Source organism: Leisingera sp. ANG59 (assembly GCF_013317235.1).
In the GTDB taxonomy this organism is placed as follows: domain Bacteria; phylum Pseudomonadota; class Alphaproteobacteria; order Rhodobacterales; family Rhodobacteraceae; genus Leisingera.
Genome location: NZ_WLCM01000029.1, coordinates 29803 through 54309, shown reverse-complemented (window position 1 = coordinate 54309; position 24507 = coordinate 29803). Strand labels below are relative to the sequence as shown.

Genomic DNA, 24507 nt, shown 5'->3' with positions numbered 1-24507 from the left:
CTTCGGTGACGCCAAGATGACAACCGCGCTTCTGGATCGCGTAACTCATCACTGCGCAATCATCGAGACAGGCAACACGTCATACCGGTTCGCACAGAGCAAGCGACGCAGAAAAACATAAACGTCGCGCAAGCAAAGGCCCCAGACGGACTCGCTATAGGAGGGCGGCCCGCCTGGGGCCTTTGCGCCACAAGGGGTGGGTCAAATTCAAACGCTGAAACCGGGTCAGTTTTGAACGCTCATTGACAGTCTGGACTGGAAGCGCATGCGCCCTGTGGCGGTGAAAGCCCCTGTATTTGCGGGATAAACCAGCTGCGGCAAAGTGAATCATGACGCGCAGGGATGCCGATCCCCCGAGGCATGGCAAAAGGTCTGTGCTATCCTCCGCGCCATGCGCCCCGATGATCTCTCATTGCCTGACGACATGGACCAGCTCAAGGCGATGGTGCGCGCCATGGCCGCGAAGACGGCCGCCCTTGAGGACGAGAACGAGACGCTGAAGGCGCGTACGGCGACTACGAAGGCAACATGGGTCACTCGGAGTGGTTTTCCTACTGATCTGAGCTTTCACTGGGCGTCAGGGAAAACGGGCGAAGCTCAGCAAGGCAAGTATCAAAGCCATCAGGATCGACATGCCAGCGACGGCTCACCGAGCCATCATTCCAACGGTAATCGGTGAACAGGTGAATATCCTGCACACCGTCGTTCAGAAACCCTTCCTGGAAAGGCCAGCCTGTCTTTCTCTTCGCCATGTACCCGCGCCACTCGTATCGTTCTTGCCGTTATGTCTCTCGCGTTGGGGGACCGGATCAAAGCCTCAGGAAACGCACTAGCGTTTCGTGAAGAGCTCTTCGGGGTCGACATTGAGTGCCCTGGCGATGCGTTCGAGAAGGTCGAGGGAGGCTGCGAACTTGGCGTTCTCGACCTTGCCCATATGGCCGCGGCTCACGTCGGCCCGATGAGCAAGCTCCTCCTGGCTGAGGCCGCGGGCGCGTCTCAATTCCTGGATGTTCAGTGCTACACGGTCCCGCAAGTTCATGCCCGCGAACCGGACACGGTGCGCGAAATATCGCCACGCGATATATGTTACATTCGGAGGTGCAGAGAAGAAAACTTGGAACGGCGCGAGATCGCCGGAATGGGTTGCCTGCCAATACGCAGGTCACGGGATGAGCCGTCTCGTATACATACTCGGCCGTTCAATCGTTCTTTCTGAAAAGGGCGGCACCGGCAATACCGGTGCCGCCAGTTTTTCATCTAAAGGGAGGTTGTAGAGGACTAATTCTACAGGGAAATTTTTGGCTGGCTAAAAGTCGTATAATCAGATTTATGTAAAATGGACTTAAGTCAATTAAACGACTACCTCCTGCGATTGCGAAAACTCAATCCCTGTCGCGGCTCTGATTAGATCTAAAGTGGCCATGGTCTCCAAAGTGGCGGCAAGCGGTCGCGACCTGGCCTCGACCCGGCCTTCCGAGATAGAACGGGCGACCTCGGCTGCCTCGTAGCAGAGGCCTTCGTAGTGGCGTCCAACTGGTTCGTTCCAAGTCAGTCGCTTGCCGCCATCAGCCGAAATCAACTCGAACGGTCCGGGAAGGTTGAATTCGCTGCCGAACCGCAGTGTTGCGCTCGTACCAACCACGGCGGCGTTGGTGGGCGTCAGACCGTAGAGGGTCGTCGACATTGTGCCCTGGTTGCCCGCAGCATTAGCCATAATGACGGACAACTGGCCATGCACTCCCGAAGGGTCGTCCTGCTTGAAACCGACCAATTGATCGGGGATACCCAGCAGCTTTGTCAGGAAGGAAACAGGATAGGTGCCCAGGTCCAGAAGTGGTCCGCCTGCCAGAGCAGGCTTAAAAATACGATGGTCGCGGGTGAAGAACTCGCCGTATTCGGTATGGACGGACTTGATCTCCCCCAGCACGCCGGTATCGAGCAGTTGCTGGATCACGTCGAACTTGGGCAAGAAATAGGTCCACAGCGCCTCGGCGAAGAAGACGCCTTTTTCCCGCGCCAGAGCGACCATTTCGGTCGCCTCGGCATGGCTGAGGCCCATGGGCTTTTCCACTAGAACATTGCATCCGGCCTCCAGCGCCAGCCGGACGTGTCCGAGGTGCAGGTTGTGCGGCGTCGCGACGTAAATCACGTCGAGGCTGTCGTCGGCCACCAGAGCCTGATAGCTGCCGTGGGCCGTGTCGATGTCCCAGGTCCTGGCGAAGGTGTTGGCCTTCTCCTGACTGCGGGACCCGACGGCGGCGATTTCCTGCCGGGTATGGGCACGAGCGGATTCGATGAAGCGCTCGGCAATCCACCCGGAACCGAGGATGCCCCAGCGCAGGGTCGGCGCCTGCATCGGGTCGGGCACACGAGAGGCCGGCAAATGGTCAGGGAAGCTCATGATGGGTCCTTTTGCCTTGCTGGATCGCGCCGGACGGTTTCCCAGGCGCCGCTCTCCAGCGACCGCTCCATGGCGGCGATGACACGGGCGTTTTCCAGGCCGAAGGCGAAATCGGGATAACAGCCGCTGCCGCAAATGCCTTTGATCAAGTCGTGTACCTCGATCACCTTAACGTCGAAATAGCCGAGGCCCCCGCCGCCGAAATCGAAGCCGAAGAAGCCGCCAAACTGCGGCACCTGGCTGCCGGCTAGCAGGGTCTTGAACCCCCGGTCGGCCTTCGGATCGGCGAAACGCGACACCTTGAGTTCGTTGAACCGCTCTCCGTCCATGATGATCGTGCCTTCGGTCCCCGATACCTCCCAGTAGATGCCGAAGACCTTGCCGGCGGACACGCGGCTGGCCTCGATGGTGCCCCCTGCCCCGCTGGCAAAGCGGACCAGTGTCTGGATCTGATCCTCATTCTCGACCTCGCAGCGGGGCGCGTCCGTCCCGGCCTTGGCACCGTAGCCCATGCCGCCGGAGGGCACCGGCCGTGTCGGGAAGTAGGTCTGCGCCTGGGCGATCGTGCTATCGATCTCGCCCATTAGATATTGCGCAACGGACAAGACGTGACTGCCCAAGTCCCCAAGCGCCCCCGTTCCGGCCTCTGCCTTCGTACAGCGCCATGAGAATGGCAACTCGGGATCATTGAAGAAACCCTGGTCGAACCATCCGCGGAATCGCATCGGCGTGCCGATCTCGCCCCTGTCGATGATCTGTTTGGCCAGCATGGCGGCAGGGGTCTTGACGTTGTTGAAGGCCACCATGGTCTTGACTCCTGCCTTTTCGGCGGCAGCGGTCATTTCCTCGGCCTCGGCCAGCGTCACGGCGAGCGGTTTTTCGCAATAGACATGCTTGCCGGCGGCGAGCGCGGCCAAAGCCATCTTGTGATGCATCTTGTTTGGCGTGGTGATATCGACAACGTCGATCTCCGGACCCGTCACCAAGCTGCGCCAGTCGGCGGTATGCCGGGCAAAGCCCAGACGCGCGGCGGCTGTCCGTGCCATCTCTTTGGTCGCATCTGCAAGGGTGTGCAGCACCGGTCGCGCGGGCAGGTCAGGAAAGAGCATCGCGGCACGCGTGAAGGCATCGGCATGGGCCTGCCCCATGAAACCCGAGCCGATCAGCCCGATGTTGAGCGTGCGCCTGGTCATGCGGTTGTCTCCTTGGCGAAGGTTGCAAGGACGTGGCTCAGGGCCCGGGTCACTGCCGGACGCGGCGCCGCGCGCTTCGGGTCCTGTTCAGCCTCCACCACCAGCCAGCCGCGATAGCCCCCGTCGCGCACGAATTTGGCCAGCGGAGCGAAGTTGGTGAATCCGTCGCCCGGGACGGTGAACATGCCTGCCCTCACACCATCGTTGAAGGAGAGATCGCGCGTTCGAACCCCGGCCATCACCTCGGGACGAATATCCTTGAGATGAATGTGGAGGATCCGGTCGCCGAAGGTGTCGATCAGCCGGGTGTAGTCAAAGCCGCCTGCAGCGGCGTGCCCAGTATCGAGCAAAAGCCCCAGTTCCGGGCCGCCAGCGTCCAGTAGGCGGGCCGTTTCATCGTATGTTTCAGTCACCATCATCAGATGGTGGTGATAGGCTAGGCACAGACCGTATTCCGCGTGTAGTCGCTTGCCGAACTCTGTTAGTCGGGCGGCATAGGCGGGAACGTCGTCTGCGGGCATGATCCGTCGCGCTGTCATCGGCGCATCGAGTGACGCCATCATCGCGGTCTCGCCATAGACCATGACCTCGGCCCCAAGTGTCGAGAGGAGCGCCGCATGATCGGACGCTGCCTGCCACTCCTCTGCGACCGACCCTTCCGCCAGCCGCCCCGAATGCCATCCCGAAATCAGCGCCAGCCCGCGATCCTGCAAAAACGGTCCCAGCGTCGCTGCATCGCGCGGAAACTTGCGGCCCAGTTCAACTCCCTGATAGCCGACTTCGGCGGCTTCGGTCAGGCAGGTTTCCAGCGGGATGTCGCAACCGAGATCCTCCAGCACATCGTTTGTCCAACTGAGCGGGTTCACCCCCAGCCGCACCCCGTCAGGAAGGTCGTTGAAGTCAGGCATCAGGGCCTCCAGTCGGGCGAGAACTGCACAGGCGCGCCTGTCTGATGCGAGATGATGGCCGCCTCGACCAGCCGCTGCGCCTCGACCCCATCGGTCAGGGTCGCGAGCGGCGCGGCTCCGGTGCGGATCATGGCCACAAATGCCGCCATCTCGTCGCGGTAGGCCTGCGCGAACCGGTCCAGGAAATAATTCTCGGGCGGTGCAGTCGTCGCACCTTCGGGGCGGACAATGCGAACCGTACTCTGGGGCTGGTTTTCGACAAAAAGCACCTCGTCCGAACACAGGGCTTCGAGCCGTTGATCATAGCCCATTGGCCCGCGACGGCAGTTCGTCACCTGTGCCATGCGACCGGAACCTGTGGTCAGGGTGATCATCAGTGTGTCGATATCACCCGCCTTCCCGATCTCGGGCGAGATCAGGCAGGAGCCGACCGCATAAACGGTGGCCACATCTTCCTCCAAAAGGAATCGTGCCATGTCCATGTCGTGGATTGCGGTATCACGGAACATTCCGCCGGATGTCTTGACATAAGAAGCGGGCGGCGGTGAGGGATCGCGCGACTGCATTATCACATGTTCCAACCGGCCTGCAGCACCGCTGGCAATACGGTCTCGGACAGCGCGGAAAGAAGCATCATAGCGACGCTGAAAGCCCAGCATCACCGGCACGCCGGTCGCGGAAACCTTTTGCGCCACTGCCTCGACCCGTCCAAAATCGAGGCTGATGGGCTTTTCACAGAATACCGGAAATCCAGCATCGGCAGCACGGATCAGGATGTCGGCATGGGTGTCCGTGCTGCTGGCGACAATCACGCCGTCAAGGCTCGTGTCAGCAAAGACAGACTCGGCATCGGACACCGTCGCCCCGGTTTCGGCAGCAAGCGTGTCGCGTGACGGTCCTGCGATGGGATCGACAATATGAACCAGATCCACCCCTGCCAGCTTGACAGCGTTGCGGGCGTGAATCTGGCCTATGCGACCGGCTCCGAAAATGGCAAGGCGGGACATGGAAATTTCCTTCCTGGGCGCTACTCCGCATCACGGCGAATAATCTGTTCAACTTCCGGGGCCGCGACAAAGCGCCACTTGCGCAGGGGGCCGGCCATAACGTTGAGATAGTACATCTCGAAACCGTAGGGTGCGCCGCAGGGGTGGTGACCGCGCGGCACGCAGACCATGTCGCCATCGTGCACGGCCATGGTCTCGTTCAGTTGAAGATCGTCGGTGTAGACCCGCTGGATGCCGAAGCCGTCGGCCGGGTTCAGTCGATGATAATAGGTCTCTTCAAGATAGGTGATCCGGGGGAAATCATCTTCATCGTGGCGGTGGCTGGGATAGGACGACCAATGCCCGGCGGGGGTGAACACTTCGGTCACGAGGAGACTGTCGGCGTAATCCTCGTTCTCCATCGCGATGTTGTTGATATGCCGCGTATTTGTCCCCTTGCCACGTTCGGTCAGGGTGATGCCCTCGGGGCCGATGCGCCGGGCCTCATGGCCGCCGTGACCGGGCGCCGAGCAGACGGCGATCACGCAATCGGTAATCGCCGTTGCCGACCAGTCCTGATCGTTCGGGACATAGAGGCAATGCGGCGGGTTCTTCTCGAAGACGTTCATCCGGTCGCCCAACTCTCCCCAGTCCTTGCCTGCGGCCTGCATGGTGGCCTTGCCTTCGACCATGACGAGGATGACCTCGCGGTTGCCGGTGGCTTCACCGACCGTCTCGCCTGCGCGCAGCCGCCAGAGATCAAAGCCGACATAGCGCCAACCAGCGCTTTCGGGTGTGATCTGGTGAACTTTGCCGTGGCTCCCGAATGGCCTTTTCAGCAGGTTGCTCATGGGGTGTCTCCTTCGTCATCGGTCATTTTCTCCGGTGGGTCGTAGGTCAGAAACAGTGCCCAGATCACCCATGCGGCGACCCCGAGGAACAGCACCGCCCAGCCCGGACTGCCGGAGAACAGTTCCAACACGCCCCAGCCGCCGCTGACAGCAAGCAGAAGGACGCGCACCCAAAGCGGTCGGAACCAGGGGTGGGCGGTATCGAACATCTCAGGCACCCACCGGCAGGCCAGCTTTGGCCGCCATGTCCTTGAGCGCTGTCAGCCCCATGGACTGGTAGTGATAAGGGTCGCGCACAGCGCTGTCCTGTTCCGCCTCGATCACGATCCAGCCCTCATAGCCAGCCTCGGCTGCCGCCTTCAGCACGGGGGCGAAATCGACCGCGCCTTCCGGGTCGCCCGGCACGGTAAAGGCGCCGCGCCGCACGCCTTCCAGGAAGGACAGGTTCTGTTCCCGCACCTCTTGCGCATATTGTGGGCGGACGTTCTTGCAGTGGATGTGGGTCACGCGATCCATGAAATCTCGTGCGATCGCCGCCGGGTCGGCGCCGCCAAACCACGCATGTCCCGTGTCCAGCAAAAGCCGCGTATGCGGCCCCGCCATCTCCATGAAGCGGCGGATATCCGACTCGCTCTCGATGATCGTCCCCATGTGGTGATGATAGCCCATAGCGACCCCCTCTTCCGCTGCGACACGGCTGAGCTCCTCGTAGCCCTTGGAGAAGCGATCCCAATCCGCATCGGTCATGATCGGTCGGGCGTTCACCGCAACCTTGTCATTGCCATGTACGGTATTGGAACACTCGCAGGCGTTGATATGACTGCCCCCGGCGGCCTTGGTGAAGGCGATCCAGTCGCGCAAGGCGGCGATCTCGTCCGCGATGTCGCGCGCCAGGAGGTTGGTCGAGAACCAGCCGGCGGCGAAGCGCAGATCGTATTCGCTCAGCTTGGCCTTCAGCGCGGCGCCGTCATCGGGCATCTTGTGCCCCTTTTCGATGCCGTCAAAGCCGATCTTGCGGCAATCGTCGAGGCATTGCTCAAGGCTGATGTGATCGCCGATGGACCAATCGTCATCGTTGGACCATGCGATAGGGTTTGTGCCGAACAGAATCATGGATTTGCCTCAGTCAAAGATGCGTTGTTTGGAATAGTTGTGCTGGTAGCGTTCCCGGGCCTTCTCCAGCCGTTCGGGACCGCCGACTTGAGGCACGGCGACGTCCCACCAGTGACCGCCGGCGCCGGTGCCGGATACAGCCTCGGTGTCGATCACGATGACCGACGGAATGTCCCGGCCTCGGGCCTCTGCGATCTTTGCCTCCAGGTCGGCGATGTCGCAGGCCTTGACCGCATGCGCGCCCATCGAAGCCGCATGGGCCACAAAGTCGATCTCGGGCTGGGTTTCGACATTGCTGTCAACATACATGTTGTTGAACTCGGCGCCGCCGCATTCGATCTGCAGGCGATTGATGCAGCCGTAGCCGCGATTATCGGTCAACACGATGGTGAAGGGCACCTTGCGCATGACGGCCGTGGCCAGTTCGGAGTTCGCCATCATGTAAGAGCCATCGCCGACAAAGCAGATCACCTCTTTGGACGGATCCGCAAGGGCAATACCCATCGCGCCCGCCACCTCGTAGCCCATGCAGGAATAACCGTATTCCATGTGGTACCCGCCCTGCGCGGCAAGCCACAGGACCTGGAGGGCGCCAGGCATCGTCCCTGCTGCGCACATTGCGACGGTGTCCTTGGTAGAGGTTCGCTGAACCGCCCCAATCACTTGCGCATCCGATGGCAGACCGTCGCTGCTCGGCGCGGCGGTGACTGTCTTGACGGTGTCGATCCAGTGGGTGCGCGCGGCCGGGTCGTGCCAGCCAAAGCGCGTATCGCCCAGACCTTGCGAGACTTTCTCAAGCACCACCTTTGCATCGCCGACGCAAGGCGCTGCAAAATGCTTGGTTGCGTCATAGCGGTGCAAGTTGATCGACACCAGTTTGCGGTCCGATGCGCCGAAAACGGTCCATGATCCGGTGGTGAAATCCTGGAACCGGGTGCCGATACCGACAACCAAGTCCGCCTCGGCGGCCAGGGCATTGGCGCAAGCCGAGCCGGTCACGCCGGGCGAACCGAAGTTGAGCGCGTCCTCGTAGCTGAGACCGCCCTTGCCCGCCTGGGTTTCCACGAAGGGAATATTGTGCCTGGCGGCAAAATCCGTCAGCGCGGCCTCAGCGCCGGAATAAAGCACACCGCCGCCCGAGACGATCATCGGGCGTTTCGAAGCCTTGATCGCGGCGATGACGTCCTCCACCTCGCGCGGGTCCGGTTCGGGTCTCCGGATGCGCCAGACACGTGGCTCGAAGAAACTTTCGGGGTATTCAAAGGCCTCGGCCTGCACATCCTGGCAGAAGGCGAGGCAGACCGGACCGCAATTGGCCGGATCCGTCATCACTGCCAGCGCGCGCGGCAGACAGGTCAGCAGATGCTCTGGCCGGGTGATCCGATCGAAGTAGCGGGTGACCGGCTTGAAGCAATCATTGGCCGACACCGTGCCATCGTCGAAATCCTCGATCTGTTGCAGCACCGGGTCGGGGCGGCGGTTGGCGAAGACATCGCCGCAGATCATTAGCAAGGGCAGCCGGTTCACATGGGCCAAAGCCGCCGCGGTCACCAGGTTCGTCGATCCCGGTCCGATGGAGGACGTTACCGCATGGGCACGCGTACGCTTCTTCGTCTTGGCATAGGCTATGGCGGCATGGGCCATGGTCTGTTCGTTTTGGCCGCGCCAGGTGGGAAAGACCTCGCGATACTTGTGCAGCGCCTCGCCCACCCCGGCCACGTTGCCGTGCCCGAAGATAGCCCAGATGCCTTCAATGAAGCGTTCGCCATCCTCGGTATTCTGAACCGAGAGCCATTTCACCATTGCCTGTGCGGCGGTCAGCCGGATCGTTCTTTCCATCCTATCAATCCTTCAAGCATTGAGCCGGGCGTCGATCCGGGCCTTGTCCCAGATCTCGCAAAGCCGGGTGTAGCGGGTGGCCATCTGGTCCACCGCCGCTGCGTCGGTCATCTCGCCCTTGAGCCAGGCCCGCGCAGCATCGCCGAAAATCGTGCGGCCGACAGCAAAGCCTTTCACCAACGGTTGTGTGGCAGCCAGTGCGAAGCTGGCGGCAAGTTCATCTTCGGGCGCATCGAGGCCCAGCACCACGATTCCGCGTGTGCGCGGGTCGTTCAGCTCGATCGCCTGCACTGCATTCGCCCATGCAGCCTCGGTCTTGAACGGTTCCAGCTTCCACCAATCGGGAAAGATGCCCGCATCATAGACCCGCTGGATGAGGGTGGCGTTGGTTTCATCATCGACCACACCCAGTTTTGAGGGAATGATCTCCAGCAAGAATTCCAGATGGTGGCGTCGGCATGCGGCAAAAAGCCGACGAATTGTCTGGATCTGAGCGTCCCACATCGCGTCATCGTCATCAGGATGAGGGAAGCAAAGGCATTTGACCACATGGTCACGCGGCCACTGGGCAAGGCCACCGATATCTGCTCCCAATTCGGGTTCCAGTTTCAGGGGGCGTGACCCTGGCCACTCCACAGGACGCCCGACCCAGAGGCCAGTACCAGCGGTCTTAAAGAGCGTGCTCCGCCCGATACGATTGTCACATAGGATCCCATAGCCCGGCTGACCGTTCTGGACCCTCAGCGCCGCCTCAAGACAGAGATCTTTGAAGGCCCCTCCTTTTTCGAACGAGTAGCCGTCCATCTCTTCCAGTTGGAGCCGGTGGTCAAAGGCGAATGTCCTTACCGATGACCAATCGCCGTGGCGGTTGGTCGCCCAATGGACCTGCTCCAACTCCGCGTCATTGCGCAAATCCGGCCGCTTGATCCCTCTTTCAAAGAAGAACTGCAACTCCTCCCAGGACGGATAGGCTGGCGTGCAGCCGTGGCGCGACACGGCAAAAGCCCCGCAGGCGTTGGCATATTTCAGTGCGGTCGGCCAATCTTCGCCATCCAGCCAGCCCTTCAGGAGGCCGGACATGAAACCATCACCTGCTCCCAACACGTTGAAAACCTCGATCGGGAAGCCCTGGCCGGTTTGCCCGTCGTCGAGGCTGTCGGGGATCGGCCCTTCGAAGGCTGTTGCCCCCATCGGCCCACGTTTGCAGACCAGCGTTGCACCGCTGATGGCGCGCACGGCACGCAACGCTTCGATAGTGTCGGTGCTGCCTCCCGCGATGTGAAACTCTTCCTCCGTGCCGACGATCAGGTCGAATTGGCCGAGCGTTTCCTGCAGGCTTGCCGTCACCTCGGCACTTTCGGCAAAACGGCTTTCACCCTCGCCATGGCCCAGAACGCCCCACAGATTCGGGCGGTAGTCGATGTCGAGGGCAGTCTTCGCACCGTGCTTTTTCGCCAGTTTCAGCGCCTTGAGCAGCGCCGCACGCGGCGTGGCATGCGACAGATGCGTCCCGGTGGCCACGACCGAGCGGGCGGAAGCGATGAAACCCTCGTCAACATCGTCCTCACACAGCGCCATGTCGGCGCAGTTCTCGCGGTAGAAGATCAGCGGGAACTGTTCCTGGTCGCGGATGCCGAGGATGACCAGGGCGGTCAGCCGGTCGGGATCTGTTCTGACCCCGTCTACATTGACGCCGTGCCGGATGAGCTCTTCGCGGATGAAGCGGCCCATGTGCTCGTCGCCCACGCGGCTCAACAGCGCCGATTTCAGGCCCAGCCGAGCTGTGCCACAGGCCATATTGGTGGGGGAACCGCCGATATACTTGTCGAAGGATCCCATATCCTCGAGCCGCCCGCCGATCTGCGTGCCGTAAAAGTCCACGCCCGCGCGGCCCATTGTGATTACATCAAGGGTTTTCATTTCCTTGTTTCCTTTGTTCGGCGGCAGTGATTTCAGGCCGGGCATCGCAAGGGGAGGAGAGTGCGGCGCCCGGCCCCTTCCCGGTCAGGCCGGGATCTCCTGGTTTGCGCGTTCGGCGAGATAGGCCATGCTCTCGCGCAAGGCCGCCTCGGGGTCGGCCAGGGCGTGAACTTCTTCCGCGAAGGGCTCGAAGGAAAACGGTCCATCGTACCCCGCGTCGAGAAGTGCGCGGATCTGTGGGAGGTTCCCCAGCCGGTCCTGTTCGTCGACCAGCACCCTGTGCGCATCCAGCATGCCGTCCACGGGCACGTCCGGATCGGTCACGCCCGAGATGTGGACAAGGCCGGTCCATTCCGGGAAGATTTCGGCCTCGCCCGCAAGGTGGTGGTGGAAGGTGTCATGCATGAGCTTGTAGRCATCTTCGCCACCAGCGGCCTTGATGGCAGAGATGGCTTCGGCCTTGGTGCGCATGGACGAAATCGGGAAGCCCAGCGGTTCGACAAGTCCCATCAGCCCACGTTCGCGCAGGATCGGCGCCATGTTCGTGAGCGCTCCGACCAGATCCTCCTGCGCTACGGCATTGCCATCGTTGAGAGGGCACATCACCAGCGCCGTTGCGCCGCAGTCGCGGGCATAATCGGCCATCGCCACGGCCCGGTCCGGAAGGTCGCCGGACCAGACATTGAAGGGATATAGCGCGTTGATCGAGAGGATCGTCACACCTGCTGCCGCAGCAGCCGCCTTTACGTCTGCCGCGGGAACCGTGTTCATGACATCTGGAATGTCGTTGCGGATTTCGACTTTGTCGGCACCGATACGGCGCACCATCGCGAAAAAGTCCTGAACCGACAGCTTCGGTGCGGAGATGTGGTTGATAGCAAAATCCATCTTTCTGTCCCTTCAGTCATAAAGCGCCGGGCGAACCGGCAGGGAAATCTCGATGATCTTTCCGGTTTCCTGTGCCTCGACGCAGGCATCCGAGGAAATCGCGGCGACATACCCATCCCAGGCAGACGGGCCGCCGGTGCTGCCACTGGGCACGCGGTCGATGAAGTCCTGCAACTCGGCATCGAAGGCGGTCTTGAACCGGTCCTTCCAGTCGGTAAGGATCGCGTTTGACAGCCGGGCCTCCTTACGGGTCGTAATCGCCATGGGCTCCGGCAGGTTGGCAACCCCCTCCTCGCCAACGATCTGGCACTGGATGTCGTAGCCGTAGCGGCAATTGACGAAAATTTCGCAGTCGATGCGGACCCCCTTGGTCGTTTCAAGCAGCACGATCTGAGGATCCGCGACCTTTTCATGGGCGTGTTTCGTCTTGCGCGGGAAGACGACCTGTGCGGACACGAAATCGTCGTCCAGCAGCCAGCGGAAGGTGTCGATCTCGTGGATGAAGGTGTCGTGAATCGCCATCGGTGTGACGTACTGCTCCGGCACCGCCGGGTTGCGATGGGCCGAGTGGATCATCAGCGGCGTACCCAGTTCCTCCTCCATGGTGCGCTTGAGCATGTTGTAGCCCTGATCGAAGCGCCGCATGAAGCCGACCTGAACCAGCCGCTTTCCGCCTAGCGCTTCGGCATCGACGATGCGCTTTGCCCCTTCGGCGGTGGTCGCCAGCGGTTTTTCGCAGAATACCGGCTTTCCGGCGGCGATGGCGGCAAGCACGTATTCCTCGTGTGTCGACCCGGTGGAGCAGACCAGAACCGCGTCGACGTTGTCCGAAGCTATAAGATCTTCACCCTTGGCAAAGACCTCGGCCCTCCGGGCGTGCGTGGCCCTCAGCTTCTCCGCGTTCTCGGGCAGGTAGTCGCTCAGCGCGACTACCTCGGCACCGGTAAGCACATCCTGAATGCGCCGGGTATGATCGGTGCCGATCATGCCGGTGCCAATAACACCGATCTTGACTGTCATTTGAGGTTCCTCACTTGAAATATTTGTCGACATAGCGCTGCATTTCAGCGCGCATGAACTTGCCGCTCTCGTCAGCCTTTTCTTCCCAGGCAAAGACGCAGGCGGTCATGATGCCGTCGAAACCGATTTCGGCCAGTGTGCGGTAGAAGTCGTCCCAAGGCACTTCGCCCTGGCCGATATTCAGGTGCTGGTGCACCCGCGCCGACGAGCCCGGGGGATTGATGATGTATCGTAGGCCGGAACTGGCTTTGTGGKTGAACGTGTCGGCGATATGGACATGGGCCAGCACATCGGCGCATTCGCGCAGCATCGCGACGGTGTCGTCACCGAAATAGAAGGTGTGCGGCGTGCAGTATAGGAAGCGCACGTTCTTCGAGTTCACTGTGCGGATCAGGTCAACCGAGGGCTGCAGCGTCTCAACCCAGTCCTCGGGGTGCGGCTCGATGTTGAGCTGGATGCCCTCCTTCTCAAAGACCGGAACTAGTTCCTCCATGGACCGCCACCAGGCGTCCTCGCAGGCCTCGATCATCGAGCCGGTATGGCAGCAATAGCAGGTGCCCTTGTCGGGATGCGGGCCACGGCCGAACTCAGAGTTCATCGTGTCCACTTCCAACTCGACCGCGATTTCGATGGCGCGCTTCCAGTGTTTGACGGCCGCCTTGCGTTCTTCCTCGTCATTGCTGGCCCAGCGATACATCGGCAAGAGAGTGGCAACGCCAACATCGGCATCCTTGAGCGCCTTCTTGAAGCTCTTGATACGATCCGGAAAGACGCGCGGTGCTTTGAACCATTCAAGGAAATCCCCGCGAGGAGAAAGTTCGATCCAATCATAGCCAAGCTCTTTGACTTTCGACGGCAGCTCTTCGAGCGAGAGGTGGCGATGCATAAACGGGTCGAGGGTGATTTTCATGATATGCTCCTTCGGATGGATTCGGATTTCCCTGGCGACAGGCACAGCGAAACCGTGCCGCTACCGCGGATTCTTTCTGTTCGTATTGGGCCTCTGGGATAGGTCGGTGCTGGCGCCTATGCCCGCGCGGTCAGGTTATCGATATTCAGCCATGTTTTCCCGGGTTACCGGCTCGAACGGGATCCAGATGTTGCGCTCCGCTGGGGTTCCGCCCGCCATCGAAACCGCCGTTTGCAATGCCACTTGGCCCTGTTTCGCCGCGTTCTGGTAGACTGTGACATCGAGATCCCCGGAAGCCAGCGCCGCCAACCCGTCGGGCGTCGCGTCGATGCCCGCTACGACAACATCCTCCATACTCGTCCCCGCAGCCTTCATCGCCAGGATCGCACCAATGGCCATCTCGTCATTGTTGGCGATAACTGCATCGAATTGCACACCCGCAGTCAGCCAGTTGGTCATCAGATCCTGCGCTTCGGCGCGACTCCAGTTGGCAGTCTGTTCCTCGACAACGGTCATGCCCGAGCAGCCTGACGTGGCGATGACATCGTGAATGTCCTTGGTTCGAATGATCGCGGCGTGGTTTTCCAACGGCCCCATCATCACTAGGACATTGCCTTTGCCGCCAAGCAGTTCGCAAACCTGCTGGGTTTGCATGGTGCCACTATCCACCTCGTTCGAGCCGACGAAACTGACACCTTCGGGCAGACGATCCACATCGCCTGGCGGGTGATTGACGTAAACCAGCGGAATGCCTGCTGCGGTGGCTGCCTGGGTGATGGCAGTTGTGGCATTCCCGTCGACAGGATTCACGACCATTGCATCATATCCGTCGGCGATGAAGTTGTTTACCTGATCCAATTGCCGCGCGACGTCGAGTTGCGCGTCTTCGAATACAACCTCGATATCACCGGCTCGATCGGCTTCGGCGCCGATCGCGTCGCGAATGATAGTCAGGAAAGGGTTGTCAAAGGCTGTCATGGACACCGCCACCCGGGTCTCTGCAAGGGCTTCACCCGCCAGCATTGCCAAGGCCAGAAGGGCCGTCATCGGTAGAGATTTCCTCATCTTGTCCTCCTAGGCTACTGTTTCAAACTCTGGCTGTGTCTTGGCGCCGGTGATGTAGGCGACAACGTCCTGACCGTCGGTCTCCTCCTTGCGCAGGTTGGCGACCACTCTGCCCCGGCGCCACACCACGATACGGTCACAGAGATCCATCACCTGACGCATGTTGTGGCTGATCAGGATCAGCGGCTCGCCCTGCTCTTTCAGCGTGCGGATGATGTTCTCCACTTGCGCGGTTTCCTGCACGCCAAGCGCCGCCGTGGGTTCGTCCATGATGGTCAGCTTGGAGTGGAAAGTGGCGGTTCGTGCGATGGCGACACACTGGCGCTGGCCACCTGACATGTTCTGGATGGTGTTGCCAATGTTGGGGATCTTCACGCCCGTCTTTTCCAGTCCGGCCAATGTCGCTTCGCGCATGGCCTTGTAGTCGAGCACCCGGAACGGGCCGAGCCAATCCCAGCGTGTCTTTTCGCGCCCGAGGAACAGGTTGTCTGGCACGTCCAGGTGGTCTGCCAGGGCGAGAGTCTGGAAGACGGTCTCGATCCCGGCTTCACGCGCCTCAAGCGGGCCCTCGAAATCGACATATTTGCCGTCGAACCAGATTTTGCCAGCAGTGCGCTGCTCGACCGCGGTGATCTGGCGGACGAATGTCGATTTTCCAGCGCCGTTGTCGCCCATGATGGCAACGTGCTCGCCCTTACGGATCTCGAAGTTGCAATCGACGAGGGCGTGGACGCCACCGTAGTGTTTAGTCAGCCCCTCTGTCCGCAAGATCACGTCGCCTGCGGGAGTGTCCGAATGCGGCGCGTCTGCCCCCGAGATGTTTGTCTGGATATCGCTTGCCATGATGTCCTCCCTCACGTACTGGCTGCGGCACGACGCTGCCGCCACTGGTCGAGCACCACGGCTCCGACGATGATCGCGCCCTTGACCATCTCTTGGTAGTAGGCGTCGAGCCGCAGGAACGTGAACCCGGAGATAATCACGCCGAAGATCAGCGCGCCGAGCACCGTGCCTAGGATCGACCCACGTCCCCCCTGGAGCGAGATGCCCCCGATTACGGCCATGGCAATAGCGTCGAGTTCATACATTAGGCCCATGCCGGCCTGCGCCGTCAGGTTCTTGGAGCTGAGCACCAGCGCCGCAACCCCGGCCAAGAGGCCAGCGATCGCGTAGACCATGACCTTGTGGCGGGCGACCTTGATCCCCGACATCCGCGCGGCAGCCTCGCTCGAGCCAATGGCATAGGTGTGCTTACCGTAGACTGTGTGCCGCAGGATCAGGTGGAAAAGGATTGCGAGGAAGATGAAAATGAAGACCGGCATCATGCCGCCGCCGATCGCGGCATAGCTTTCCGTCGGGAAAGACACCGGCTGACCAGCGGTCCACCATTTGGCCACACCGCGCGCCGAGACCATCATGCCAAGGGTGGCGATGAAGGGCGGGATGCCGGTATAGGCGATCAGAAGGCCGTTGATCGTCCCGGCAATCAAGCCRCAGGCCAGACCAACAAGGATAGGCAACAGCACGGGCATGTCCACCAGGCCTTGTTCAATGAATACTGCACGGGTGTTCTCGAGGCCGTTGATCTCGCCCACCTGGGCGAAACTCATGGCGATCATCGCGGTGCCACCTACGACCGAACCCGAGGACAGGTCGATCCCGCCGGTGATGATCACTTGGGTCACCCCCAGCGCAATGATCCCGATGATGGACACCTGAAGGATGATGATCTTGAGCCGCGCGACGTTGAACAACCCGTCAACGTTTTCGCGGGTATTGAACAGGAAACTGTCGTTCATCAGGAACCTGCCAAGCAGTTCAAAGACGACGACGATCAGCACAAGGGCAATTGCGACCCCGGCTTCGGGTGGCAGGCTGCGCTTGGACGTATCGAACGTCAGTCCGCCAATTCCATGTGATTGGTCAGCCATTCTTGGGTGTCCTCCTCCACGACGTGGCTCAACCCCAGTCGCGGGGGAACCTTGGATTGCGATGGCGCTCGCCTGCGCCATCGCTCGTTTTCATGGTGATCTTTCGATCAGTTTTTGGTCGTATAGTCAGCCATGTTCTCGGGTGTGACGAGTTGAAAGGGCACATAGACCTTCTGATCCACGTCCTCGCCCSCAGCCAGCTTGAGCGCCGCGTCAAGCGCTCCTGCACCCTGACCGGCGGCATCCTGGAACACGGTCACATCCAGGTCGCCTGCCGCCATGGCCAACAGAGCATCCTGGGTGGCGTCGATGCCGCCCACAACCACATCGTCCATGCTGACGCCCGCTGCTTTCATCGCCTGGATCGCGCCGATGGCCATTTCGTCATTGTTGGCGATCAGGGCGTTAAAGGGCTCACCCGTCGACAGCCAGTTGGTCATTAGGTCCTGGGCCTCATCGCGCGACCAGTTGGCAGTCTGGCGGTCGATTTCCTCGATCTCCACGGCGCATTGACCATTGGCGATGACATCGTCGATGTCCTGAGTCCGTTGCACGGCGGCCTGGTTCGACAGCTCGCCCATCATCACGTAGACGCGCGCAGGGTTAGTGCCTTGTTCAGCCAGGATGTCGCAGATCTCGATTGTCTCGAGCGTGCCGGATTCGCGCTCATCCGAGGCGACGAACGCCTGGTTGTCCGGCAGGGTGTCGACGTTGACCGGCTGACGGTTGACATAGACCAACGGCACGCCCGCGGCGGCGGCGGCATCGGACATCGCTTGAGTGGCCGAAGTGTCGACCGGGTTGACGATGATCGCATCGACACCCGAGGCGATGAAGTTGTTGATCTGGTCAAGCTGCTTGCCAACATCGTTCAGCGCATCCTCAACCTGGATGTCCACGCCATCCATCGCTTCGGCCTGTTCGATCATGCCGTTGCGCAGAACGGTCAGGAAGTTGTCGTCAAACAGCGCCATCGACACGCCAATGGTTTCGGCTGAAACCGAACCCGCCATGGATGCGGCAATGGCCGTCGTGATCAGGAATTTCTTCATGAGTTTCTCCTCCACTTTTTTGACCGATTGGTGCGGCTAGAATCGCGCCTGACCGATCACTCGGCCGCGACCGCTGCCTTTTGGGGGGCGGTCGCAAAAAATGTGAGCTTTGGCTCAGACGCAGCAGGCTTTTCTCGTGCCTGCTGAAGTTTACATCCCCACGCCGCCCTTAGGTCAATTAGAAAGAGCGCCTGCTTACATCATCTGTGATGGATTCGTGATGTAAATGATGTGATTGCATCAGGAGAGGGATTCGGGTGTGTAGATCAGTGGTTGGAAAAAGCGCTGGCCCGGGGTTTCGGCGAATCCATTGTCGAACGTACTTGCAGCCAGAGCCAGCAACTCGCTCACGAGTTGCCTGAGCGGGGTGCCGAAGACGATGGAAACCATCCGTTTCTGGAGCGCCGTTTCCGATTCGGGTGTCAACTCGTTTACCAACAAGGCGCAGCTTTCGGGCTCTCGCATCTCCTCGAAGGCCTTGATGGCCCCCTCCATCCCACCTCCCGCGACGTATAGACCAACCAGGTCGGGAAACCTGTGCAACAGTTCGCTCGTAGCCTCATATGTCAATGCCCGGGTCTCGAGGTTAACTTGCGCATCGAGCAGCTGAAATTCCGGAGCATATTCCCGAAAATAGCTGCGTAGGCCCGTTTCTCGCAGTTCGTGACCGTGGTATCGGTGGGCGCCGACGAAGATTCCGACCTTGCCGGGACGTGGTGCGACCTTTGAGATGAACCACCCGGCAGTGCGTCCCACGCGCAGATTATTCAGGCCGAAATAGCTTTCCCGAACACCTTGTGCGAAATCCGACAGAAGCGAAAACGTGGGGATTCCTGCCTTGCGCAACTCCGTTACGGCAGCGGTCACCTCGTGATGGTCGATCCCCGTCGCCGCGACAGCATCGACCCTTCCCTTCATACTCAATACCAGCGCGGACACTTCTTCGGGACTTGTCGATGTCGCGAACTGAATGTCTAGCTTTATGTTTCGCGATATGACTGCCCTGGCTTGGGCTTCGAACTCGCGCCGGACCTCTTGATAGAAAATGTGCCGCTCTTTCTGAAGGATGATTCCAAGGCGCAATTCTGGAAGATCGCGCATGACTCGCTGCCGGATCGCGTTGGCGCCATGGTAACCGATGGTCTCTGCAGCGGTTTGCACGCGACGCGCGGTCTCTTCGCGCACTCTCACGCGCCCGCTAAGGACGCGATCTACCGTAGCCGTGCTAACGCCTGCCGCCTTGGCAATGTCTGAAATCGTAGGGCGTTTCATCAGGAAGGTCATCCGTATCCAGTTTCCTATGATGTAGTATTGCAAGAAAAGGCGTCATTGGAAATGGGCGCAATGCTGTTTCTGTGATGGGTTTCCACGCATCCCTCGACCGGGAGATACCTCTCTTTAACCCTTCATGAGGTCTAGACACTTTAATCACACACGATTTGCATCATTTTGGTTGGGGGAAATGGCGCGGTTCGAACGCGTCGACCCTTTCGTAGATCTCGCCGCACAGACGGCTGACCTAGCTCTTCGACACGCCGGTCATACCCATCGCCTTGACCAGATCGTCCACAGAACGTGTCGAGAGACCTTGGACACAGGCCTCCTGAATGACGGCCGTCATCGCTTTCTCCGCTGCCCTGCGGGGCTCAAGGTACTTAGGGAAGTAGGTGCCCTTGCGCAGTTTGAGGATCTTCGTGCCGACCCTCCCGGCACGCGTCTCCCAGGTTCTGGCCCGGCAACCATTACAGCGGTGTCTGGCAGGCTGCCATTGGCCACGATTGTTCTCCTCGGTCATAGGTCAGTAAGCAAACCAAACCTTATCCGAAGAACAACCGTGGCCGCCAAGCGGCCCGTGCTACCGGCGGAAATTACACCAACCGTTGGGACACTGTTCCACCGGGTGTCTGACGTCAGCGCCAAGGTTTCGTCGCGGAAAACTCTAGCCAAACTTGAGGGCGTTTTGGGGATGACATCACGACCTCACTCCCAGGCCGCCAGTCTCAAATCCCTAAAGCCTTGTAGATATCGGCTAGGCGGCGGACGGCGATCAAGTATCCGGCCGTGCGCAGGTCGCGCACGTTCGGATCGTTGTTCCAGATATACGACATCTCAGCATAGGCCGAGCGCATCTTGTCGTCGAGCCCCGAACGCACCAGATCGATTTCCCGCGCGCCACCCATGAATTCCTGCGCGCTTTCTTCAGGGAACCGGGTGCCGGTCATGTATTCGATGGACTGCGCCAGCACCCGGTGACCGCGCTCGTTGCGACGGCGCTCCATCAAGCCAAAGGGAATGTGCGTCAGGTTCTTGACCCATTCGAAATAGCTGACCGTCACCCCGCCGGCATTGGCAAAGAGATCCGGGATGATGACGGTGCCGCGGTCCAGCAGAACCTGATTGGCCTCATAAGTGACCGGTCCATTTGCAGCCTCGACGATCAGTGGCGTCTTCACGGCGGCCACGTTGTCGCGGTTGATCACACCTTCCAGCGCAGCCGGGATCAGGATGTCGCAGGGGTCGGTCAGTGCGCCTAAGCTGTCGGGATCGTATTCCCCGCCTGCAAACCCCGCGACGCCGCCGGTCGCGACGATGTGGGCTTTCAGCGTTTCGATATCCAAGCCGTAGGCATTGCGGATCACCCCGTCGCGTTCCGCCACCGCGGTGATCAGGCAGCCATCTTCCTGGCTGAGGAACTTGGCGGCATGATAGCCCACATTGCCCAGACCCTGCACGATCACACTGCGCCCGGCCAGTGAGGCCGGCAGCCCTGTGCGCGCTAGGTCCTGCGGATTGCGAAAGAATTCCTGAATGGCGTATTGAACACCCCGGCCGGTCGCTTCGACCCGGCCTTCAATTCCGCCCATCGCCAGCGGCTTGCCGGTTACGCAGGCGGTGGCGTTGATCTCGTTCGGTTTTATCCGGCGATATTCATCCGCCATCCAGATCATTGTGGTCTCATTGGTGCCGACATCAGGGGCCGGCACGTTCTGGCTGGGGCTGAGGAAATCGTGCCGGGCCAGTTCCTGCGCGAATCGGCGGGTGATCCGTTCCAGTTCGTGTTGCTCCCATTCTGCCGGGTTGACCTTCAATGCGCCCTTGKAACCTCCGAACGGAATGTCCATCAGCGCGCATTTGTAGGTCATCAGGGCGGCCAGCGCCTCGACCTCGTCTAGATTGGCGTAAGGCGCATAGCGGATGCCGCCTTTTGCGGGGCTGGGATGGTTCGAATGCACCGAACGCCAACCTTCGAACGTGTGCATCTTGCCACGCAGACGAACCCCGAAACGGGTGACATAGCTAGCATTGCAGACGCAGATCTTGTTCGCCAGCCCTTCTTCCATGGAAATGAGGTTGGCGGCCTGGTGGAACATCTGGTTGACGTCCTCCAGAAAGGTTTGACCGGTCGGCATTGCCGTACTCCTTGATCGGGTTTTGAAAGGAAAAGGTGGGCCGCCCGACTGACGGGAGAGGTCGGGCGGCCCTGATGCATGTGGCTCAGTTGATTTCGCCCATGCAAAGATATTTGACTTCCAGGAAGTCCTCGGTGCCGTATTTCGAACCTTCTCGGCCCAGGCCCGATTGCTTGATGCCGCCGAACGGCGCCACCTCGGTCGAGATCAGTCCGGTGTTGATACCGACCATGCCGCTTTCCAGTGCCTCGGCCACGCGCCAGACCCGGGACAGATCGCGGCTGTAGAAATAGGCGGCAAGACCAAACTCGCTGTCATTGGCCATCGCCACCACATCCGCCTCGTCCTCGAACTTGAACAGGGGGGCCACCGGTCCAAAGGTTTCTTCGCGGGCCACCTGCATGTCACGGGTGACGCCGGTCAGAACCGTCGGCTGGAAAAAGGTACCGCCCAAGTTCGAACGGTTGCCGCCCTCGATCACCTCGGCGCCCTTGGCCACCGCGTCCGAGATATGGGATTCGACCTTGGCCACCGCACCCTCGTCGATCAGCGGGCCGGTGGTGACACCGTCCTCAAAGCCGTTGCCGATCTTCAGCGCCCGGGTCTTTTCCTTCAGCTTGGCGGCAAACTCATCGTAAACACCCGCCTGCACATAGATCCGGTTTGCGCAAACGCAAGTCTGGCCGTTGTTGCGGTACTTGGCGATCATCGCCCCTTCGACCGCTGCATCGACATCGGCATCGTCGAACACGATGAAGGGTGCGTTGCCGCCCAGCTCCAGCGACATCTTCTTGATGGTGCTCGCAGCCTGCCCCATCAGGATCTGGCCAACCCGGGTCGACCCGGTGAAGGTGATCTTCGCCACCTTGTCATTGGTGCAAAGCTCGTTACCCACACCGGAACTGTCGGTGCCGGGGATCACGTTGAAAACGCCTGCCGGAATACCGGCGCGTTCACCAAGAACCGCCATGGCCAGCGCCGACAGCGGGGTCAGCGTCGCGGGACGGGCCACGAACGTGCAACCCACCGCCAGAGCCGGGCCGACCTTGCGAGCGATCATCGCGTTGGGAAAGTTCCACGGCGTGATCGAGCCGACCACGCCAACGGGCTGTTTCAGCACCACGATACGCTTGTCGCGCTGATGGCCGGGGATCACGTCGCCATAGACGCGCTTTGCCTCTTCGGCGAACCATTCGATGAACGAGGCGCCGTAAAGGATTTCGCCGCGTGCCTCGGGCCAGGGCTTGCCCATCTCCGCGGTCAGGATCGTTGCCAGATCGTCGGTATTTTCCACCATCAGATCGAACCATTTGCGCAGAACGGCGGCGCGTTCCTTTCCGGTCCAGGTTGCCCAGTCGGCCTTGGCTGCATGGGCGGCGTCGATGGCTGTGGCGGCGTCGTCCACATCCATGTCGGCCACCTTGGCCATCAGATCGCCTGTTGCCGGGTTGTAAACCGGAAAGGTCTTTTCACGTTCAACCCAGGCACCGCTCACATAGGCGCGGGTTTCAAGCAGTGATGGATCATTCAGCTTCAACGGGGTGATATTCGCATCCTGCATCAGGCGGCTCCTTTCAAGCTGATCACAGCGTCGATCGAGGCTTCGAGGATGGTCATCGCCTCATTGAACACCGCGTCTTCGACAGTCAACGGGGCGAGGAAGCGAATGACATTGCCGTAGACACCGCAGGTCAGCAGCACCAAACCACGGCTCAACGCCTTGGCCCTGATCGCATTGGCAAGCTCGGGATTGGGGGTACCATCGGTCGTATTGAACTCAGCAGCGATCATGAAACCGGGGCCGCGGATATCCGCGATCTCGGGCACGCGGTTGCGGATCTCTGACAGTTGCGATTTCAACCGTTCGCCCAGTTCATTGGCGCGCTCGCAAAGCTTTTCTTCCTCGATTGCATCGAGCACCGCATGAGCCGCGGCAATGCCCAGCGGGTTGCCTCCATAGGTGCCCCCCAGACCACCCGGCAGGGCGGCATCCATCAGCTCGGCGCGGCCGGTGACAGCGGCCAGCGGCAGGCCACCAGCCAGACCCTTGGCCATGGTGGTGATATCGGCGGCCACGTCATAGTGTTCCATCGCGAACAGCTTGCCGGTCCGTGCGAAACCGGTCTGTACCTCGTCGGCGATCATGACGATTCCATGCGTGTCGCACAGCGCACGCAGGGCATGCATCAGCTCGGCCGGGGCCTGATAGAACCCGCCTTCGCCCTGGACCGGTTCGATGATGATGGCGGCGACACGCTCGGGGTCGAGATCGGCCTTGAACAGCTTTTCAAGCGCAGCAAGCGAGTCTGTCACGCTGGTGCCATGCAGTTCTACCGGGAAGGGCACGTGATAGGTGTCCGGCATCATCGCACCGAAGCCTTGCTTGTAGGGCGCGACCTTGCCGGTCAGCGACATGCCCATGAAGGTACGGCCATGGAAACCGCCACCAAAGGCAATCACCGCCGGGCGCCCGGTCGCCGCACGGGCAATTTTAACCGCGTTTTCAACCGCTTCGGCGCCAGTGGTGACAAAGACGGTTTTCTTGGCGAAATCACCCGGCAGCTTGGCGTTCAGCCGCTCGGCCAGATGGATATAGTTTTCATATGGCAGCACCTGGTGACAGGTATGGGTAAACTGGGCGGCCTGTTTCTGAACCGCTTCCATCACGCGCGGGTGGCAATGGCCGGTGTTCACCACCGCGATACCGGCGGCAAAGTCGATATAGCGCTTGCCCTCGACATCCCAGACCTCGGCATTCTTGGCGCGTTCCACATAGATCTGGGTCTGCATCCCCACACCTTGCGAAATGGCCTCGTTACGCCGCTCTGCAATCGCTGAATTCGACATGGTGTTTCCTTTCTCATGGCGCGGCCCAATGGGCCGGTGGATGGATTCTGGCGGAGCCTAGATTGTTTTGAAAACGCCAAACAGTCTGTTTCTTGATGGCCGCAAGCAATTGTAATATAATGCTTTAAGAGAAGTGTTTTCGGTATATTGAACATGACAAACACGACGCCCGA

Annotated in this window: 23 protein-coding genes and 1 pseudogene; 2 read left to right on the top strand and 22 right to left on the bottom strand. The window is 60.5% G+C overall.

The window, feature by feature from the left end; all coding sequences use genetic code 11:
- Positions 1-121, top strand: a 121-nt coding sequence (locus tag GKC28_RS19590; RefSeq protein ID WP_217433978.1) for an ATP-binding protein, incomplete at its 5' end; no start/stop codon positions are given.
- 291 nt (positions 122-412) lie between these two features.
- The gene (locus GKC28_RS19585) at positions 413-679 is read left to right on the top strand and encodes a hypothetical protein (protein WP_174148682.1); all 267 of its coding nucleotides are present in this window, start codon (positions 413-415) and stop codon (positions 677-679) included.
- Positions 680-829: 150 nt separating this feature from the next.
- Here the strand turns inward: GKC28_RS19585 and GKC28_RS19580 are convergent, their stop codons facing one another.
- The 22 genes and pseudogenes from GKC28_RS19580 to GKC28_RS19475 all read right to left on the bottom strand — a co-directional run bounded on the left by GKC28_RS19580 (position 830) and on the right by GKC28_RS19475 (position 24334).
- A complete protein-coding gene (locus GKC28_RS19580) occupies positions 830-1039 on the bottom strand; it encodes a helix-turn-helix transcriptional regulator (RefSeq protein ID WP_174148681.1) in 210 nt (69 codons plus the stop codon).
- Positions 1040-1351: 312 nt separating this feature from the next.
- The gene (locus GKC28_RS19575; RefSeq protein ID WP_217434151.1) at positions 1352-2401 is read right to left on the bottom strand and encodes a Gfo/Idh/MocA family protein; all 1050 of its coding nucleotides are present in this window, start codon (positions 2399-2401) and stop codon (positions 1352-1354) included.
- On the bottom strand, positions 2398-3594 hold the full coding sequence (locus tag GKC28_RS19570) for a Gfo/Idh/MocA family protein (protein ID WP_174148680.1): 1197 nt from the start codon (positions 3592-3594) through the stop codon (positions 2398-2400). The genes GKC28_RS19575 and GKC28_RS19570 overlap by 4 nt, the downstream gene beginning before the upstream one ends.
- Positions 3591-4502 (bottom strand): myo-inosose-2 dehydratase, encoded by a 912-nt coding sequence (iolE, locus tag GKC28_RS19565; protein WP_174148679.1) that lies wholly within the window; start codon positions 4500-4502, stop codon positions 3591-3593. Before iolE (GKC28_RS19565) ends, GKC28_RS19570 begins: the two co-directional genes overlap by 4 nt.
- A complete protein-coding gene (gene iolG, locus GKC28_RS19560) occupies positions 4502-5509 on the bottom strand; it encodes an inositol 2-dehydrogenase (protein ID WP_174148678.1) in 1008 nt (335 codons plus the stop codon). The genes iolE (GKC28_RS19565) and iolG overlap by 1 nt, the downstream gene beginning before the upstream one ends.
- A gap of 20 nt (positions 5510-5529) precedes the next feature.
- Positions 5530-6339 carry a 5-deoxy-glucuronate isomerase gene (iolB, locus tag GKC28_RS19555; protein WP_174148677.1) on the bottom strand — a complete coding sequence of 270 codons (810 nt, stop codon included), beginning with the start codon at positions 6337-6339 and terminating at the stop codon, positions 5530-5532.
- Positions 6336-6548, bottom strand: coding sequence for a DUF3329 domain-containing protein (locus tag GKC28_RS19550; protein WP_174148676.1), 213 nt, complete (start codon positions 6546-6548; stop codon positions 6336-6338). Before GKC28_RS19550 ends, iolB begins: the two co-directional genes overlap by 4 nt.
- A gap of 1 nt (position 6549) precedes the next feature.
- A complete protein-coding gene (iolE, locus tag GKC28_RS19545; protein WP_174148675.1) occupies positions 6550-7452 on the bottom strand; it encodes a myo-inosose-2 dehydratase in 903 nt (300 codons plus the stop codon).
- A gap of 9 nt (positions 7453-7461) precedes the next feature.
- Complete coding sequence (gene iolD / locus GKC28_RS19540; RefSeq protein ID WP_174148674.1) at positions 7462-9291, bottom strand: 3D-(3,5/4)-trihydroxycyclohexane-1,2-dione acylhydrolase (decyclizing); 1830 nt, start codon at positions 9289-9291, stop codon at positions 7462-7464.
- A 12-nt stretch (positions 9292-9303) separates the two neighbouring features.
- Positions 9304-11211 carry a 5-dehydro-2-deoxygluconokinase gene (gene iolC / locus GKC28_RS19535; protein WP_174148673.1) on the bottom strand — a complete coding sequence of 636 codons (1908 nt, stop codon included), beginning with the start codon at positions 11209-11211 and terminating at the stop codon, positions 9304-9306.
- Positions 11212-11295: 84 nt separating this feature from the next.
- Positions 11296-12099: a TIM barrel protein gene (locus GKC28_RS19530; protein WP_174148672.1), complete on the bottom strand. Its 804-nt coding sequence runs from the start codon at positions 12097-12099 to the stop codon at positions 11296-11298.
- Positions 12100-12111: 12 nt separating this feature from the next.
- On the bottom strand, positions 12112-13119 hold the full coding sequence (locus GKC28_RS19525; RefSeq protein WP_174148671.1) for a Gfo/Idh/MocA family protein: 1008 nt from the start codon (positions 13117-13119) through the stop codon (positions 12112-12114).
- Positions 13120-13129: 10 nt separating this feature from the next.
- A complete protein-coding gene (locus tag GKC28_RS19520; protein WP_174148670.1) occupies positions 13130-14029 on the bottom strand; it encodes a sugar phosphate isomerase/epimerase family protein in 900 nt (299 codons plus the stop codon).
- A 135-nt stretch (positions 14030-14164) separates the two neighbouring features.
- The gene (locus tag GKC28_RS19515; RefSeq protein ID WP_254604320.1) at positions 14165-15076 is read right to left on the bottom strand and encodes a sugar ABC transporter substrate-binding protein; all 912 of its coding nucleotides are present in this window, start codon (positions 15074-15076) and stop codon (positions 14165-14167) included.
- Between the two features lie 27 nt (positions 15077-15103).
- Positions 15104-15937 (bottom strand): ATP-binding cassette domain-containing protein, encoded by an 834-nt coding sequence (locus tag GKC28_RS19510; RefSeq protein ID WP_174148668.1) that lies wholly within the window; start codon positions 15935-15937, stop codon positions 15104-15106.
- A gap of 11 nt (positions 15938-15948) precedes the next feature.
- Positions 15949-17025, bottom strand: a complete 1077-nt coding sequence (locus GKC28_RS19505) for an ABC transporter permease (protein WP_174148667.1) — start codon at positions 17023-17025, stop codon at positions 15949-15951.
- A gap of 107 nt (positions 17026-17132) precedes the next feature.
- Positions 17133-18077, bottom strand: a complete 945-nt coding sequence (locus GKC28_RS19500) for a substrate-binding domain-containing protein (RefSeq protein ID WP_174148666.1) — start codon at positions 18075-18077, stop codon at positions 17133-17135.
- A 240-nt stretch (positions 18078-18317) separates the two neighbouring features.
- Positions 18318-19361 carry a LacI family DNA-binding transcriptional regulator gene (locus tag GKC28_RS19495; RefSeq protein ID WP_254604319.1) on the bottom strand — a complete coding sequence of 348 codons (1044 nt, stop codon included), beginning with the start codon at positions 19359-19361 and terminating at the stop codon, positions 18318-18320.
- A gap of 238 nt (positions 19362-19599) precedes the next feature.
- A pseudogene (locus tag GKC28_RS19490) lies at positions 19600-19827 on the bottom strand (transposase); the annotation flags it as partial.
- 250 nt (positions 19828-20077) lie between these two features.
- Positions 20078-21487, bottom strand: a complete 1410-nt coding sequence (locus GKC28_RS19485) for a Glu/Leu/Phe/Val dehydrogenase (RefSeq protein WP_174148665.1) — start codon at positions 21485-21487, stop codon at positions 20078-20080.
- Between the two features lie 85 nt (positions 21488-21572).
- A complete protein-coding gene (locus GKC28_RS19480) occupies positions 21573-23048 on the bottom strand; it encodes an NAD-dependent succinate-semialdehyde dehydrogenase (RefSeq protein WP_174148664.1) in 1476 nt (491 codons plus the stop codon).
- Positions 23048-24334 (bottom strand): 4-aminobutyrate--2-oxoglutarate transaminase, encoded by a 1287-nt coding sequence (locus tag GKC28_RS19475; RefSeq protein ID WP_174148663.1) that lies wholly within the window; start codon positions 24332-24334, stop codon positions 23048-23050. Before GKC28_RS19475 ends, GKC28_RS19480 begins: the two co-directional genes overlap by 1 nt.
- Between the last annotated feature and the right edge of the window lie 173 nt (positions 24335-24507).

Bases quoted from the DNA above. Each gene is read 5' to 3' on its own strand.
- GKC28_RS19580 (WP_174148681.1), bottom strand. From the start codon at position 1,039: ATGAACTTGCGGGACCGTGTAGCACTGAACATCCAGGAATTGAGACGC.
- GKC28_RS19575 (WP_217434151.1), bottom strand. From the start codon at position 2,401: ATGAGCTTCCCTGACCATTTGCCGGCCTCTCGTGTGCCCGACCCGATG.
- GKC28_RS19570 (WP_174148680.1), bottom strand. From the start codon at position 3,594: ATGACCAGGCGCACGCTCAACATCGGGCTGATCGGCTCGGGTTTCATG.
- iolE (WP_174148679.1), bottom strand. From the start codon at position 4,502: ATGCCTGACTTCAACGACCTTCCTGACGGGGTGCGGCTGGGGGTGAAC.
- iolG (WP_174148678.1), bottom strand. From the start codon at position 5,509: ATGTCCCGCCTTGCCATTTTCGGAGCCGGTCGCATAGGCCAGATTCAC.
- iolB (WP_174148677.1), bottom strand. From the start codon at position 6,339: ATGAGCAACCTGCTGAAAAGGCCATTCGGGAGCCACGGCAAAGTTCAC.
- GKC28_RS19550 (WP_174148676.1), bottom strand. From the start codon at position 6,548: ATGTTCGATACCGCCCACCCCTGGTTCCGACCGCTTTGGGTGCGCGTC.
- iolE (WP_174148675.1), bottom strand. From the start codon at position 7,452: ATGATTCTGTTCGGCACAAACCCTATCGCATGGTCCAACGATGACGAT.
- iolD (WP_174148674.1), bottom strand. From the start codon at position 9,291: ATGGAAAGAACGATCCGGCTGACCGCCGCACAGGCAATGGTGAAATGG.
- iolC (WP_174148673.1), bottom strand. From the start codon at position 11,211: ATGAAAACCCTTGATGTAATCACAATGGGCCGCGCGGGCGTGGACTTT.
- GKC28_RS19525 (WP_174148671.1), bottom strand. From the start codon at position 13,119: ATGACAGTCAAGATCGGTGTTATTGGCACCGGCATGATCGGCACCGAT.
- GKC28_RS19515 (WP_254604320.1), bottom strand. From the start codon at position 15,076: ATGACGGCCCTTCTGGCCTTGGCAATGCTGGCGGGTGAAGCCCTTGCA.
- GKC28_RS19510 (WP_174148668.1), bottom strand. From the start codon at position 15,937: ATGGCAAGCGATATCCAGACAAACATCTCGGGGGCAGACGCGCCGCAT.
- GKC28_RS19495 (WP_254604319.1), bottom strand. From the start codon at position 19,361: ATGACCTTCCTGATGAAACGCCCTACGATTTCAGACATTGCCAAGGCG.
- GKC28_RS19480 (WP_174148664.1), bottom strand. From the start codon at position 23,048: ATGCAGGATGCGAATATCACCCCGTTGAAGCTGAATGATCCATCACTG.
- GKC28_RS19475 (WP_174148663.1), bottom strand. From the start codon at position 24,334: ATGTCGAATTCAGCGATTGCAGAGCGGCGTAACGAGGCCATTTCGCAA.